Consider the following 13,968-nt stretch of genomic DNA (forward strand, 5'->3'; position numbering starts at 1 on the left):
CCGTCAGGGGGTTGTGAAACGGGAGAGTTTGCCCGGCTCTCGGGAGCCCAGAGGGGACATGCCCTCGGTGACTCCCAGCCGGGCGAGGGTGTCGAGAACGAGGCGGCCGCGCCGTACGCGCTCGCGGGCGCTCTCGATGGCGACCGGCAGCAGGTGACGGCCGGCCGGGTAGATGTCGGGCGCGTTGCGCAGGCCGAACTTCAGATAGATGGGGGCGCCGACGCGGATCAACCCGGCGGCGTCGTGGATCCGTACGTGCCCGCCGATGGTGTCGGGGGCCTCCACGTAGAAGTCGATCGGGGCGGAGCCGTACGACCGCAGTTCGGCGATCTCGGCGAGGGTCAGGTCGCTGGGCACGTTGATCGAGTCGGCGCCGAGCCGTTCCCAGATGGCGAAGGTCACCGGATTGACCGGGCCGACCAGCGAGGACACCTTCAGGGTGGTGTCCTCGGGGAGGTGCCCGGCGGTACGCATCCGGTGCAGCGACCACAGCACGCCCTCGTCGGCGACCAGCAGGCACCTCACCCCGAGGGCGGCGGCTCGTTCGGCGTCGGCCAGGCACTGGGCGACCTGGTCCCTCCCTCGTGCGCGGGGTCCGGCTAGCGGGATGGGGCCGGGCGCCCAAGTGCCGCGCGGTCCCAGAAACAGGCACAGCTCGATCCGCGCTTCCTCGCATACGGCCACCATCTGGGAGATCTCACCGTCGGTGAGCATCCACACCCCGCTGCCCTGGCTGATCCGGTGCAGCGGAACCTCCAGGCGGCGGCTTTCCTCGAGTACGGCGTCCAGCACGGCCGGGCCTTCGCAGGAAGGGAGTTCGGTGCGCCACGTGCCGCCGTCGGGAAAAGTCACCGGGGAATCGTTGACGGCGTGCGGAACGGCGGGGTCGCCGAGCCGTTCCAATGGGTTGCGCACAGAACCCTCCTTGTTCGATATTTCGTACGACGTCCCGAAATATGACTGCAAAGTAAACCGACAAAACGGACAGGTCAATAGATTCTTATGGCCTGGTTTCGAAATCTTGGGCTGTGTTCGATATTTCGAACAACAGGGCTTCCGGACAGTGCGTGAGGGTGGGCGATGGGGAGAACGGTTCCGGCGGTCAGCCGGGCGCTGGACATTCTTGAGCTGTTCCTCGGTGGGGAGACGCTCTCGGCGCCGCAGATCGCCGAACGGCTGGGCCTGCCCAGGACCACCGTCCACGAGCTCGTGACCACCCTCACCGAACGGTCGTACCTGATCGGCGTCCCCGGCCAGCCCACCCGCTACCGCCTGGGGATGCGGCTGTTCCAGCTCGGCAACGTCTTCGCCGACCAGCTCGACCTCTCCCAGGAGGCCCTGCTGGTGGCCCGCGAGGTCGCCGCCGCCTGCGACGAGACCGTGCACGTGGCCGTCCTCGACGGCACCGACGTGGTCTACATCACCAAGGTCGACAGCACCCACCCGGTACGGATGGTCTCCGCCGTAGGCCGACGACTCCCCGCCCACTGCACGGGCGTGGGCAAAATGCTGCTCGCCGGCCTGACCCCCGAGGCCTTCGAGGCACGCTTCCCCGCGGACCGCACCCTGTCCGCGATGACCCCCGACAGCATCACCTCCCCGGCCCGGCTGTGGTCCCATCTGACGGAGATCCGCGCGCGAGGCCTGTCCTACGACAACTGCGAATCCAACGAATCCGTGTGCTGCGTCGCGGCCCCCGTGTACGACCAGACCGGCACCATGGTCGCGGCCATGAGCGTCTCGGTGCCGATCCTGCGCTGGGACTCCGCCCGCCGCGAGGAATGGGGCGAACTGGTCGCCCGCGGCGCCCACACCCTCTCAGACAGACTCGGCCACCGCACCGACGGACACCGACCCGACGCGCTCGGCCCCGCCGGCTGATCCGACGCGGGAGGATAAGAGGTAGGATGCAGAGTATGAGCGAGGCTACCGGTAAGTACTCGATCACTATGCCGCGCGACATCGCGGAGGCCGCCCGGTCCCGGAGCGGCCCTTCTGGGCTGTCCGCCTACGTCGCCGCCGCTGTCGCCCGCCAGATCGAGCGCGACAACCTCAGCGAGCTCATCCAGGTCGCCGAGGCCGAGCACGGCCCGGTCACCGACGACGAGGTCCAGGCACTGCGCGACCAACTCCATCAGGCCCGGCAGGGACAGGCCCGCGGTGGGGCGGACGCCGCGTGACCCGTTCCCCCGCCACCCCCGGCGGCACCCTGGTCCTCGACAGCGAAGGACTGGCTAAAGCCGTCCTTCGCGACCGCACGGTCACCACATGGCTCGCCCTCGCCCGCGCCGACGACCTCCGCGTCATCACCTCCGCCGCCACCCTCGTCGAAGTGGTCCATCCCCGCATCAACCGGCCGGCCCTGGAGTGGACTTTGTCCCGCCTGGTCGTCGAGCCGGTCACAGAACCGATCGCCCGGCACGCCGCCACACTTCTGTCCGATGCCGGCGTGCACGGGCACAAGCACGCCATCGATGCCATGCTCAGCGCCACCGCCCTCGCCGCCCCCGGCCCCGTCACGGTTCTCACCTCCGACCCTGAGGACCTCGCCGCCCTGTGCGGCGGACGCGTCGTAGTCATCAAGATCTGAACTGCACGCGATGACCATTCGGCGGATCAAAAGATCGATCTCAGGTCGTTCCGCAGAGCACCTGCACTCCTACGTCGGCTTCCTGGACCACCTTTTCCAACCCTTCTGACGCGGCCGAATGCCAGTTGGCGGCGATCATGATCACAGTTGAGGCCCTAGCATGGCCCCCCGTGACCGAGCCGGACTTTCTCACCGCCACCCGTACTGCCTACGACACCTCCGCTGTCCGTTACGCCGAGTTCATCGGCGAGCACTTCCATGCCAACCCGATCAACCGCGTGATGATCCCCTTCTTCGCCGAGTTGGTCCGGGCCTCCGGTGACGGCCTGGTGGCGGATGTGGGGTGTGGCCCCGGCCATATCACCGCGTATCTCCGCTCCCTTGGCGTCACCGCCTTCGGCATTGACCTGTCGCCGGAGATGATCGCGCTCGCCCGCGGAAGCCATCCAGAACTCCGCTTCGAGGTGGGGCTGATGGGCGCCCTCGATGCCGAGGACGCCTCCCTCGCCGGGGTTCTCGCCAACTACTCGATCATTCACACTCCGCCTGAGCGGCTTCCCGAGACGCTCGCCGAGTTTCACCGCGTGCTCGTGCCCGGCGGGCACCTGCTGCTCAGCTTCCCGGGGTACGACGACCCCGCCGAGTTCGCGGAGGCGTACGACCACAAGGTGTTCCTCGCCTACCGGTATTCGCCCGACCGCGTGGCCGAGTTGCTGCTCAAGGTCGGGCTCGCCGAGGTGGCCCGGTTGGTCGGCGCTCCTGGGGAGGATCCGCAGCGGGGGTTCCCGCAGGTCTACCTCCTTGCTCGTCGCTTAACGCGCAATCCCCAGGGTTAAGGATGCGAGAGCCAGGATGAGGAAGGTGCCTGGGTACGCGATGTTGTGAAAGACGCCGGCCCGTACGTGAACGACGACGGAGCCGACGAAGAAGAGCACGAGTCCGGCCGCCGCGGCGACCCCGATGGCATCGAGACCGAGCAGGCCGAGGAGAAGCCCGGCCGCACCAGCGGCTTTGAGCGCAGCCAGTACCGGCAGGGCCGATGATGGGACCCCCACTTCGGCCATGTTGGCGAGGACGAATTCGGCTCTCGCGAGGTCGGCGACGACGATCGCGAAATTGGCCAGAATCGTGGCGACGGTGACGGTGACGTACACGGTGAACACTTGGCGTCCACTCCTCAATATGCAGGTGGGGGAGGTGCCGCAAAGACGTCGATGTGGCCGCCAGCGAATTTGGAAGACCGGGGCGGCGCGCGCCACTGCGACAGGGCCGCGGTTCCCGGCCGCCCGTCGATCACGACCGCGTCATGTTCCGCCATCGCCGGGCGATCAACCGAAGAACCTCGGTTTCGTGCGCGCATCGGTGCGTTGGGGAGACACGTCCCCGATGAACAAGTCCTGTGCCCGTGCGGGTCGTTCCTATGCCACACCTGGCCGGTCGTCGCAGTCCGGTGGGTCGCTGGTCAGCGAGTCCCGACCACGGCCCTCCGGCCTTGCCGTCGGCGCACCAGCGGGCGAGACACGCAACGCATCTCCGCCGTCGAGAGAGCGTTTTCGCGCGCCCAACTTGCCGGTGCCGCGCGATAGGCAGTGCGCGATGGTCGGGTAGTCCTTGCTTTTTTACGACTTGGTTCAAAACGTGAGCGAGAGAGCGTTTTCGAAGTTGAGCCGGTCTGCCGCCGCAGTTCACGATCTGCGTAGCGCGGCCACAGCAGACCGTCCCGACCGTCGCCGCCGCATCGAGAAACGGACCCTTCATGATCAGATCTCTCGCCCGGCCACCGGCTCGCCGACGCACCGTCGCGGTGCTGGCCGGGCTCGCGTTACTGACTAGTGGTGCCGCCGGACTCCCCAGCGCCGGCGCCGAGACCGCCAAAAGCGCCCACCAGCCGGTGATCGGAAAGCCCGCCCTGGACCACGACGGCTGCGCTCGCATCGAGCGGAGCCTGCCCACGCTCGCCGACTGGCCGAAGGTCAAGAGCCAGGTCGAGCGGGACCGAGCAGACGAGAAGCGAGTGGCGAAGATCCTCGCCGGCATGACGCTCGCCGAGAAGGTCGGGCAGATGACACAGCCCGAGATCGGCGCCATCACTCCGGAGGAGGTCAAGCAGTACCACATCGGCTCGGTGCTCAACGGCGGCGGATCATGGCCCGGCGGCGACAAGCACGCCTCGCCCAAGGCCTGGCTCGACCTCGCCGACGCCTACTGGGCGGCGTCCGTCAACACGAGGACGAAGATCCCGATCATCTGGGGCATCGACGCCGTCCACGGCAACAACAACGTCTACGGCGCGACGATCTTCCCGCACAACATCGGCCTGGGAGCCGCGCAGGACCCCTGCCTCATCCGTGACATCGGGGCGGCGACCGCCGCGCAGGTCCGCGCGACCGGGCAGGACTGGGCATTCGCGCCCTCGGTGGCCGTGGTCAGGGACGACCGGTGGGGACGCACGTACGAGGGCTATTCCGAGGATCCGCGGATCACCCGCGCGTACGCGTACGAGGCGGTCAAGGGTCTGCAGGGCAAGCTCGGGCACGGTGGCGGCATCATCGCGGCCGCGAAGCACTTCCTCGGGGACGGCGGCACCGCCAAGGGGCAGGACCAGGGAGTCAACCCGTCCTCCGAGGCGCAGATGATCAACATCCACGGCCAGGGGTACTACGGCGCACTCGCGGCGGGCGCGCAGACCGTGATCGCGTCCTTCAACAGCTGGACCAGCGCGGACCTCGGGATCAACGAGGGCAAGATACACGGCAGCAAGCGCGTCATCACCGACATCCTCAAACAGAAGATGGGCTTCGACGGCGTCGTGATCTCCGACTGGAACGCCATCGGCCAGGTCGCCGGATGCACCAGCTCCAGTTGCGCCAGGGCCATCAACGCCGGCATCGACGTCGTGATGGTCCCGTACGCCTGGAAGGCGCTGATCGCCAACACCATCGCGCAGGTCAAGAACGGCGAGATCCCGATGTCGCGCATCGACGACGCGGTGACGCGCATCCTGCGGGTGAAACTGCGCGCCGGTGTGTTCGACGCGCGCAAGCCCTCGGCGCGCGCCATGGCCGGGTCCGCCCGCGCGCTCCAGGCGCGGGAACTCGCCCGCAAGGCCGTACGGCAGTCGCAGGTTCTGCTCAAGAACAACAACAGGGTCGTGCCGCTCGCCCCCGGCTCCCAGGTCCTCGTCGTGGGCAAGAGCGCGGACAGCATGCAGAACCAGACCGGCGGCTGGACCCTCACCTGGCAGGGCACCGAGAACAGCAACGCTGACTTTCCGAACGGCACGACGATCCTCGGCGGCCTCAGGGAGGCGCTGGGCGCCGCCAATGTCACGTTCAGCGAGACAGCCGACGGCGTCGACCCCTCGGCGTACGACGCGGTCGTCGCGGTGATCGGCGAGACTCCGTACGCGGAGTTCCTCGGCGACCTGGGCCGGCGCACGCTGGCGGCGTCCGAGCTCTATCCCGGCGACCTCGCCGTCCTGGACAAGGTCAGCGGAAAGGGCACGCCGGTCGTGACCGTGTACGTCACCGGCCGCCCGCTGTGGGTCAACAAGGAACTCAACCGTTCCGACGCGTTCGTCGTCGCGTGGCTCCCGGGCACGGAGGGCGGCGGCGTGGCCGACCTGCTCGTCTCGCACCGAGGCCCCGGCTACACCGGCAAACTCCCGTACTCCTGGCCGAAGGCCGCGTGCCAGCCCCCGCTCAACCCGGGTGACACCGGTTACGACCCGCTCTTCCCCCTCGGGTACGGCCTGCGCCACGGGCAGACCGGTTCGGTCGGAACCCTCGACGAGACCACCCCGCAGTCCGGCTGCGCCAATACGGGCGGCGGCACCGCCACGGAGAATCTCGGAATCTACAACGGCATGGACGTCGCGCCGTACAAGAGCTTCATCGGCTCCGCCGACACCGACACCGAGATCGGCGCCGATCGCCGGGCGGCGCATTCGGAGATCAACGTGGTGCCGTCCGACGTGAACGCGCAGCAGGACGGCCTCAACGTGACCTGGACGGGCACCGGCCCCGGGCAGATCTTCCTGCAGAATCCGGCGGGCGGCAGCGACCTGCGCGCCTACCTGAACGCGGACGCCGCCCTGGTCTTCGACACGATCGTCCACCAGCCCCCGGCGGCGCGGACCATGCTCGGCGTGCACTGCCTCTTCCCGTGCTTCTCCGAGGTGACCGCGACCTCGCTGTTCCGGACCCTGCCGGTCGGGACCAAGACGACCGTCAAGATCCCGATCGCCTGCTTCACGGCCGGGGTCGGCCTCGACATGGAGAACATCAACATGCCGTTCGTCGTGTACGCCGAAGGGGCGTTCTCCGCGTCGTTCGCGAACATCCGCTGGGTGCCGAACGCGGCCAAGGACGTGGACGCCCAGAACTGCGCCAGTCTGACGTAGCCACCGGGCGACAACGGTCAGGACCTCCGGCGTGGCGTGAGCCGTCCGCGACTCCATCCGGAGGTCCTCACCGGGGACTGCGGGGACGGCTCTGCGTCGGGCGCTGGCCTCGCGGTAAAGCTGCGACCCAGCCGATCTCAGGATCGGCTGCCAGGCGCGTGGGCATGCGGTCGACGTCTCATACGGGATGTTCTCCGCCTGGATCTCAGAACTGTCAGGTGAAACGGCCGTGCGCAACAATCCCGCCCGATCAGGGATTGCCGACGGCTGAGGGTGGCGTCGGTGCGGGAGCGGAGTGGATGATCCCGAGCACGAACGGCCGCAGATCGGCAAGTAGTCGGCTAATTGCGCTAATGAGCTTGCGATCAGGACCACCTCAGCCATCTACGGCCGGGGATGACGGATCACCCCGGCTCGGAGCGCCCCTCGCCGGAGGCTTGGTCATACGGCGGTGGCGGTGACAGCCTTGCGTCCCATGGCCCCTTTCGGCCGGGACGCCCGGTACACCCACCCCTTGGACTACCGTCTGATGGCGGACTCGCCGGTAACGCTGTTCTGGCGTCACTCGATCCTGGACGAGACGACCGATTGGCTGCTTGCTCACGACTACCAGGTGGTCCGTCTGGCGGCCTCGGACTGGCTGGTCGAGACGGACATGCATCAGGCATTCGCCGCGGCCTTGGATTTCCCCGAATACTACGCAGGTGTCCTGGCCGCGCTGAATGACTGCCTGAGCGATGTCGCGTTCTGTGACTACGGGGCTCGGCCGGAGGCGACCGGTCTGGTTCTGGTGATGACCGGGTATGACACCTTCGCGGAGCGCTTTCCCCTTGTCGCTGAGGCGGTCTTGGACATCATCGCCTCGAACGCGACGACGGCGCTGTTGGTGGGACACCGCATACTCTGCCTGGTGCAATCCGATAATCCCCGCATCGCGTTCGGCCCGCTGGGAGCCGAATACGCGAGGTGGAACGATGCGGAGTGGCTTGAGGACAGGCGCGATCTGGGGTAGACGCCTTGGGCACTCCGCGCGTCCCCGCCGGCGCCACTTTCTCGCGGGAGGGGTGCCAGGTGCATCTTGGTACAAGAACGGACGATAGATGCCATCATCGACCCTGCTGGACTTTGAGATCGATTACGAGGCGGGAGTCACCACCGCCAAACTTGTATCACAGTTCGGGGAAAATGTGGTGAATCGACACTGGCCCGGCCTTGAGTCGGGTCACTCGGTTCCACGGGACCGTAATCCATTCTTCCTGTACGGGGTAAATAACAACAACCGTGAAGAGGTGGCAGTATATCTCGGCATCGCATGGGAGTTGACCGCCCGGCGGAAGCGTTACGCGATCCCGGCGTGGGGGCGGGACTTCGTCATTGAAAGATTGGGTCGGAATGACTTTGATCTGCTGAACTGGGAATATTCTATCGATGTCGAGCAGGCCGAATGGGGGCAGCGTGATGCGGGATTCTCCGTTCCTCGTAATTCTCTGCCGATTCCGCCCACGGACTGGCAGCGCGCCCACAGGCGTGAGGCGGCTCTGTTCGCCGTCCCCGAACTGCGGGATCTGGTGGCACTGGCAACGGTCACACTTGGCGATGCCTTCTGTAACATAAATCTATTCGCAATCGGTGGCGACGCAACGAAGGATCGACTGGTCGAGTCGCTTCGAAGTGACGAGGCTCCCGGCATGAAGAATGTCCTGAACCCAGGTGATTCATTTGTCGACATTGCGATCGGTGTTGACCTGGGGATGCATGACTCATTGCTGGCATCCGCGCCGGGGGATCATAGGGCCGAGTGGGAGAACATTATCAGCGAATATCGAAGGCGGATCATCTCGTATGAAGCGATAAGTGACTCCATCGGCACTGTTGATGAGTTCATCGAGCAGCTCGCTGTCTTGCAGCGTCCGATTTCCGCGTACTAGTCGCCAGGCGCCGCGCTTTCGGCTACCACGTCACGTGGGATGGAGGGCTACGTCTGGATCGGCCCTGGCGGATCTGGTGCGGGAAGTTATATGCTGATCAAGATGAATGCTTACTTCAGCAGATTGGGGGTCCCGTTCCAGCAAGGTGAGTGCTGATGCGCTCCCGGACTGTGAACGAGGATTCCCGCCTTCTCTTCTGGCTGCGCGTGCGCGAGTTCGCCGTGCCGCCCTCCATGATCGAGTCTGCAACTGCCCGCCGCGCCGTCGGGGACTGGGCAGGAGCATGTGTTGCGGCGCATGTCGACGTCGATCTGAATCTGCGATCCGCGGCTCACGCCCACGGTAAGGAGTTCGCGGCCAGCGTCCGGGCTGATCTTCGCCATCTGGCTCCTGACCTGCTGCGCTGGCACATGCCGAGGATCGCACCAAACGGACTGTTGCGTCCGGGCCTGACCATCTCTCTGGTCCGGTACGGCCCGGCGGACCATGGGGGCGGCAGTACGGTGCACCTCGTGGCCCGGACTCCGCCGGCTTGGGCAGACGCCGGTCAGCGGATCAGCCTGGCTCTGTGGGACGGGCACAGGTCCGGGAACAATCTGCATCCGCATCCCCGTCCGCACCGGCGCTTCCGCCTCGACCTGCACCGCCACCTGTGGGACGCCCGCAGGATCGGTGAGCTGCGGGTTCGCTCCGGGGCGGACCAGCCGCCCGACGATGGCCGTCCCGCTCCGAATTCGGATGTGCCGCTGGAGCGCGACTGGGCCGTGGATCGGTGGGCGGCCGAGGCGTGGATGCTGCTCCGCGAGGAAGGGCGGGCCGGTGGCGCGGTCGCCGTACGGCTCGGGGGGCGGCGTCAACTGGTAGTGGATGGGGCTACCTCCGGACTCCCGGCACTGCGGATTACGGCGGACTCCGCGAGGGGTGGCGGGTCCGTGCTGCCGGTGCTGCCCGACGTGGCAACCTGGGTGCTACCTGACCTGGCGTTGCTTCGCGCCGGGCTGATCGAGGCCGACCAGTTGCACCCGCTCGTCGCGTCGGCGCTGGTTCCAGGTCATCGCCCGGTCGGCGCTCCGCGGATCCCTGAAGGCGAAGCCCGTCAACGCTTGGTCGAGTGCCGTGGCGCCCAGCACCGGATCGGTGTCGTGAACGGTGTGCTCGTCGCGCTGGACCACGACCCGGCCGAGATCCGCCGCGAGAAGCTGCTGGCCGCGCTGACCGGCACTCCACTGCCGTGCCTGCAGATTATCAACGGGGAGCGCCGCGACCCGGAGCGTCTCATGGACATTCGCGCACGCCTGGACCACGGCGACGCCGCCGGTGCTCTGGCCGTCGTCGAAGGTCTCCTCGGGCCGAGCACACCGCTGCCCAGGGGCGCCCTTCGGGACGAGCTGGAGACGGCGGCGCTGCGGCGAATCGCCCATGGACTGTTCCGGGCCGGCCTGGCCGAGCTCGGACAGGGCCCGGTCACCCGTCGGGACCGCAGGTCCAAAGGCAACCGCGCACATCCGCGCCACGCGATGTCCCGCTGATTCGCGGTCCTCGCTCCGCCTCGCACTATCTCACCGCGTTCCTGTCCCGGCTCGCCCCGACCTCAAAGGTGATCTAATGCCCACATCCGTACTGCCCGAATCTCCGTTCACCGCCACCGCACTCTCTGGTACGGCTCATCCCTCCCGGCTGGACGTCGCCGCCGATCTGCTCGCCCTGCTCCAGGACACGGCCACAGAGCCGCGCATCGACACGCAGTTGGAGGCGCTGACCCTGGCCGTGGCAGCCGACCTGCCGGTGCTGCTGTGGGGAGAGCCGGGGATCGGCAAGACCGCGGCTTTGAAGCAGCTCGCCGCGGCCCTTGACCTACCGCTGACCACGGTGATCGCCAGCGTGCACGAACCGTCTGACTTCTCCGGCCTGCCCGTGGTCGGTGACGACCCCGCAGTCCAGGGCATCCCGATGGCCCCGCCGGACTGGGCCGTACGCCTGGTCCAGGCGGGCCGGGGGCTGCTCTTCCTGGACGAGCTGTCCACCGCACCGCCGGCCGTCCAGGCCGCTCTCCTCCGCCTCGTGCTGGAGCGGCGAGTCGGCGCCTTGCGACTTCCCCCCGGCGTCCGGATCGTGGCGGCCGCCAATCCGCGGTCCTCCGCGGCCGACGGCTGGGAGTTGAGTGCGCCCCTGGCCAACCGGTTCGTTCATCTGCAGTGGCTTCATGACCACGAGGTCGTGGTACGCGGCCTTGGCGGCACCTGGCCGCATGCGTCGCTGCCACGGCTCGACCCGGATCGGCTGTCAGAAGCGGTGACGTTCGCCCGACGTGCGGTGTGCGGGCTCCTCGCCGCCCGCCCTGCCCTCGTGCATCAGTTGCCGAGTAACGAAGCCCGCCGGGGCGGGCCGTGGCCTTCGCCCCGCAGCTGGGAGATGGCCCTGTGTCTGATCGCCTTCGCCACCGCGGCGAATACGTCCAGGGACGCGCTGTCCATCCTGGTCAGGGGCGCGGTGGGGGACGGTCCGGGGCTCGAACTGCTGGCCAGTATGGACCGGATGGACCTCCCGGACCCGGAGGCGCTGCTGGCTGACCCGGCGGCGGCCGACCTGCCAGAACGGGGTGACCTGCGCCAGGCCGTACTCGATGGCGTGGTACGGGCTGTCAGGAAGCGGCCGGACAAGACACGCTGGGACGCGGCGTGGGTACTGCTGGCCAGAGCGCTGGAGACCGGAGCCCCGGACCTGGTGGTCGTCCCCGCGACCACGCTCGCCGCGCTGCGCCGCCCGGACTGGGACGTTCCGGCGTCCATGGAGAAGCTCGCCGGCGTGGTGTCCTTGAGCAGGAAGGCGGACAAGGCCGCGGCGCGGGTCGCCGCCGCCGCGGGGCCGAGCCGATGACGCCCGGCGTAGCGGGGACCCTGGACCTCGAGAAGCTCTTCGCCGCCCGGCTGCTCGCCGTCCGGGCTCGGCCCTACCTGGCGACGGCGCTGTTCGCTCTGCACACGGTGGAGTCCCGGCTCGTGCCGACGATGGCCGTGGACCGGAACTGGCGATGCTACGTCTCGCCGGCGTTCGTTGATCGAACCCCGGTGGAGGAGTTGGCAGGGGTGTGGGTACACGAGGTCTCCCACCTGCTGCGCGACCATCACGGGCGTAGCGATCGGGTCGCGTTGGAGCGGGGACTGACGGGACCGGGGGAGAGACTGCGGATGAACATCGCCGCGGACTGCGAGATCAACGACGACGTGTTCGGGCACGGGTTGGTCCGGCCCGAGGGCGCCGTCGACCCGAAGGCTCTCGGCTTGGCTGAGGGGGAACTCATGGAGGACTATTTGCGCCAGTTCCGGCTCGGGCCGTACACGCAGAATCTGGTCTGGCTGGACTGTGGCAGTGGCGCGGACGGAATGGAACGGGAGTGGGACCTCGGACCGGACGGTGCGAACGGGCTCAGCCCACAGGAACAGGACGCGGTTCGGTTCCGGGTGGCGGAAGGCATCATCGGCCGCCCCGGGAAGCTCCCGAAGGGGTGGCGGCGGTGGGCGGAGGAGGCGTTTCACCCGCCGCAGCCGTGGCGGGAACTACTCGGCGCGGCGGTTCGCTCGGCGGCCTCCGGCCCCGGCGCGGGTGAGGACTACACCTACGGCCGGCCGTCGCGGCGGTCCGTCGGCCTGCCCGGCGTCATCCTGCCGAGCCTGCGGCGCAGGCCGCCTCGGGTCTCCGTGGTCATCGACACGTCCGGGTCGGTCAGCGACTCCGAACTGGGTAGCGCACTTCTCGAGGTCGCCGCGATCGTCCGCGTCGTGGGCGGTCGGCGCGACCTGGTCAGCGTACTGTCGTGCGATGCGGCGGCCCAGGTCCTGCGCCCGCTGTGCAGCGCGGAGGGTATCCCGCTGGTGGGCGGTGGCGGTACGGATCTCCGCAGGGGGTTCGCCAAGGCGCTGCGTGCGACGCCGCGGCCTGACGTCATCGTGATCCTCACCGACGGTCAAACCCGCTGGCCGGATGCGCGGCCACCGTGCCGGACGGTGGTGGGGCTGTTCCCTCGGAGGAGGGCGTCCAGATCGTGGTCGGAGAACGATCCTGATTACGTGCCGGCCGCACCGCCCGAATGGGCACGGGTGGTCGTCCTCGGCTAGCTCAACGCTGGGGTGCGCCGAATCTGGCCGACGAGGTGCGACCAGGAGCCTGTGGTGCTTCGCGCAGGTTGTGATGGAACTGGCTGGAACTTTCACGGAACGTAACGGAACATTACGGAACGCCGAAATTGTGTGAAATCTCTCTTACGACGATGGATCCGGCTGGCGGTCGCGGGTGCGGCCGCCGGCGCGGTGGTCCTGATGGCGCCGAATCCGGCGCAGGCGGTCCGAGGGGGCACCCTCTCCGAGTGGTCCGCCTACCCCTACATGGTGCGGCTCGACGGCTGCTCGGGCACACTCATCACGCGGACCGCGGTGCTCACCTCGCAGTACTGCGCCCTCCGATCGCCTGGCCCCAGGATGGCGACGTTCAGCAACGGCGTCACGGTGGCCGCCACGGTGTACTCGACGATGCCGGGCTACGCGACGGACGCGGTGAGCTACGATCTGGCGGTTCTGAGCGTTCCGGCGTCGGCGACGGCGGGCGTTCCGGTCATGCCGCAGGTGGGTTCGCCGTGGCGGACGGAGAACTATCAGCCGGGCGTGCAGTCGACCTTGGTGGGGTTCGGCGCGTCCGCCCACAACGCCTCGGACTTCGGCACCCTGCGCGCGATCGACACGCCGATCCGCAGCGACGACGCGATGGACGAGATTTTCTTCCGCGTCACGCCGTGGCCGTGGCCGTGGGCGGATGACGTCTGGATCCCGCGGTTGCTGATCGGCGCGGGAGGGACCGCGCGTTCCATGTGCGACGGGGACGAAGGTGGGCCGATGATGGTCGCCCAGGGCGATGGACGCCTCGTCCAGGTGGGTGTGTACTCCTTCGGCCTCAACTGCCAGGACGCCGCCGCTTTCACGGAACTGTCAGGGGCGAACCTGGCGTGGCTGGCTTCCATGGTGCCGTCGGTGCAGTTCGGCTGGGGTCCGTGTACT

At 68.0% G+C, this 13,968-nt stretch carries 13 protein-coding genes; 11 read left to right on the plus strand and 2 right to left on the minus strand.

The window, feature by feature from the left end:
• Positions 1-3: 3 nt before the first annotated feature.
• Positions 4-915: a hypothetical protein gene (locus tag Aph01nite_RS03090; protein ID WP_204039167.1), complete on the minus strand. Its 912-nt coding sequence runs from the start codon at positions 913-915 to the stop codon at positions 4-6.
• A 165-nt stretch (positions 916-1,080) separates the two neighbouring features.
• Here Aph01nite_RS03090 and Aph01nite_RS03095 point away from each other — a divergent pair, with 165 nt between their 5' ends.
• From Aph01nite_RS03095 to Aph01nite_RS03110, 4 genes are all read left to right on the plus strand, one after another.
• Positions 1,081-1,881: an IclR family transcriptional regulator gene (locus tag Aph01nite_RS03095; RefSeq protein WP_204039168.1), complete on the plus strand. Its 801-nt coding sequence runs from the start codon at positions 1,081-1,083 to the stop codon at positions 1,879-1,881.
• Between the two features lie 35 nt (positions 1,882-1,916).
• Positions 1,917-2,180: a CopG family transcriptional regulator gene (locus Aph01nite_RS03100; RefSeq protein WP_204039169.1), complete on the plus strand. Its 264-nt coding sequence runs from the start codon at positions 1,917-1,919 to the stop codon at positions 2,178-2,180.
• Positions 2,177-2,590, plus strand: coding sequence for a type II toxin-antitoxin system VapC family toxin (locus tag Aph01nite_RS03105; RefSeq protein WP_204039170.1), 414 nt, complete (start codon positions 2,177-2,179; stop codon positions 2,588-2,590). Before Aph01nite_RS03100 ends, Aph01nite_RS03105 begins: the two co-directional genes overlap by 4 nt.
• A gap of 170 nt (positions 2,591-2,760) precedes the next feature.
• On the plus strand, positions 2,761-3,426 hold the full coding sequence (locus Aph01nite_RS03110; protein WP_239161358.1) for a class I SAM-dependent methyltransferase: 666 nt from the start codon (positions 2,761-2,763) through the stop codon (positions 3,424-3,426).
• On the opposite strand, the gene Aph01nite_RS03115 is transcribed toward Aph01nite_RS03110, so the two are convergent.
• On the minus strand, positions 3,403-3,753 hold the full coding sequence (locus tag Aph01nite_RS03115) for a DoxX family protein (RefSeq protein WP_204039172.1): 351 nt from the start codon (positions 3,751-3,753) through the stop codon (positions 3,403-3,405). The two genes, Aph01nite_RS03110 and Aph01nite_RS03115, sit on opposite strands and share 24 nt — an antisense overlap.
• A 593-nt stretch (positions 3,754-4,346) precedes the next feature.
• Between Aph01nite_RS03115 and Aph01nite_RS03120 the strand changes: the two genes are divergently transcribed.
• The 7 genes from Aph01nite_RS03120 to Aph01nite_RS03150 all read left to right on the plus strand — a co-directional run.
• A complete protein-coding gene (locus Aph01nite_RS03120; protein ID WP_204039173.1) occupies positions 4,347-6,992 on the plus strand; it encodes a glycoside hydrolase family 3 protein in 2,646 nt (881 codons plus the stop codon).
• Positions 6,993-7,506: 514 nt separating this feature from the next.
• A complete protein-coding gene (locus Aph01nite_RS03125; protein ID WP_204039174.1) occupies positions 7,507-8,004 on the plus strand; it encodes a barstar family protein in 498 nt (165 codons plus the stop codon).
• Positions 8,005-8,092: 88 nt separating this feature from the next.
• On the plus strand, positions 8,093-8,920 hold the full coding sequence (locus tag Aph01nite_RS03130) for a hypothetical protein (protein WP_204039175.1): 828 nt from the start codon (positions 8,093-8,095) through the stop codon (positions 8,918-8,920).
• A gap of 155 nt (positions 8,921-9,075) precedes the next feature.
• Positions 9,076-10,449, plus strand: coding sequence for a hypothetical protein (locus tag Aph01nite_RS03135; protein ID WP_204039176.1), 1,374 nt, complete (start codon positions 9,076-9,078; stop codon positions 10,447-10,449).
• Between the two features lie 76 nt (positions 10,450-10,525).
• The gene (locus Aph01nite_RS03140; RefSeq protein ID WP_239161359.1) at positions 10,526-11,797 is read left to right on the plus strand and encodes an AAA family ATPase; all 1,272 of its coding nucleotides are present in this window, start codon (positions 10,526-10,528) and stop codon (positions 11,795-11,797) included.
• Complete coding sequence (locus Aph01nite_RS03145) at positions 11,794-13,035, plus strand: vWA domain-containing protein (protein WP_204039177.1); 1,242 nt, start codon at positions 11,794-11,796, stop codon at positions 13,033-13,035. The genes Aph01nite_RS03140 and Aph01nite_RS03145 overlap by 4 nt, the downstream gene beginning before the upstream one ends.
• A 132-nt stretch (positions 13,036-13,167) precedes the next feature.
• A partial coding sequence (locus Aph01nite_RS03150) for a trypsin-like serine protease (protein WP_204039178.1) occupies positions 13,168-13,968 on the plus strand: 801 nt, incomplete at its 3' end.

This window comes from Acrocarpospora phusangensis, assembly GCF_016862995.1.
Taxonomy (GTDB): Bacteria; Actinomycetota; Actinomycetes; order Streptosporangiales; family Streptosporangiaceae; genus Acrocarpospora; species Acrocarpospora phusangensis.